Source organism: Bradyrhizobium sp. UFLA05-89 (genome assembly GCF_059803475.1).
Window position 1 is genome coordinate 1 of sequence record NZ_JBANBA010000268.1, and the last position, 1390, is coordinate 1390.

Genomic DNA, 1390 nt, shown 5'->3' on the forward strand with positions numbered 1-1390 from the left:
CACCTGCTCTGGCCCTGCGAACGGTGCCTTGCAGTAGACCAGCCACTTGATACGCCGCAGCGGGGCGATGAAGCGCTGGAACGCCGTTTTGTCGGCAAGCCCGGCATGGGTGTTGAAGAACTTCAACTCCCCGGCGTCGTGCGCATGCACGAGCATGGCCAGCATCTTGCCGCGGAACAGGCGCGCCAGCACGTTGACATGGACGAGGAAATTGGAGCGCGCGGCGACCCATCGCGCGTGATCGAGCGAGAGCCCTCCGCCCGGCACGATCATATGGACGTGCGGGTGATGGGTCATAGCCGATCCCCAGGTGTGCAGCACGGCGGTGATACCGATCCGCGCACCGAGGCGCTTGGGATCGGCGGCAATCGTCAGCGTTGTCTCGGCCGCTGCCTTCATCAGCAGGTTGAAGACCACACGCTTGTTCTGGTAGGCGACGTCACGCAGCTCGCTCGGCAGCGTATAGACGACGTGAAAATACGGCACCGGCAACAGCTCCGCTTCGCGGTCGGCGAGCCATCGGCGTGACGCCGCCCCTTGGCACTTCGGACAATGCCGGTTGCCGCAGGAATTGTAGGCGATCTCGGTATGGCCACACGCCGTGTTCTCGCAGCGCGCGACATGCCCGCCGAGCGCCGCCGTGCGACAGCGCTCGATCGCATTCATCACCTTCAATTGCTCGAGGCTCACATGGCCGCGATTGGCCTCACGCCAAGCAGAGCCGTGATCGCGGAGGATGTCCGCGACCTCCAGAGCTGGTCGAGCCACGGCCGGTGGCGCTACGGCGCCGGCGGCTTCTCACGGTCTCGCTTCGCACGGCTGCGGCGCGGCGCGGTTAGGCCCTCCAGGGGACTCTCGATCTTGGCAATCAGTCCGGTCGCCACGCGACAGTAGCGGGCTGTCGTCTCGAGCCTGGAATGTCCGAGCAACGCTTGAATCACGCGAATGTCTTTGCCGCGCTCGAGCAGATGGGTCGCAAAGCTATGGCGAAGCGAATGCAGCGGGACCGTCTTGCGCAGCCCCGCGGCTTTGGCGGCCTCCTTGAACAGCCGGCTGAACTGACGCGTGGTCAGAGGCTGATGATCACGGTGACCTGGAAACAGCCAGTGGTGTTCCGGCGCGAGGTCGGCGTCATACGTGGTCGGTCGCGCCTTCCACAATTGCCGCAACAGCTTCAGTACCTCCGCCGGTAGCATCACGTGCCGGTCCTTGCGGCCCTTCGATTGCACGATGCGGATGATCATTTGCTCGCTGTCGATGTCACCCGCCCGCAGCCGCACCACCTCGCCGGCTCGTAGCCCGCAACCATAGGCCAGCGTCAGCATCGCTCGCGCCTTCAGGCTCGTCGCCATGGTCAAAACACGCTTGACCTCCTCGGGGCATAGCACCG

The 1390-nt window shown here is 64.7% G+C and carries 2 protein-coding genes; both read right to left on the reverse strand.

Annotation, left to right across the window (positions count from 1 at the left end; translation table 11 throughout):
- On the reverse strand, positions 1-768 hold a 768-nt coding region (locus tag SO139_RS46190), incomplete at its 3' end, for an IS91 family transposase (RefSeq protein WP_498542153.1).
- 11 nt (positions 769-779) lie between these two features.
- Positions 780-1390: tyrosine-type recombinase/integrase (locus SO139_RS46195; protein WP_498542154.1), on the reverse strand; the 611-nt coding region annotated here is incomplete at its 5' end.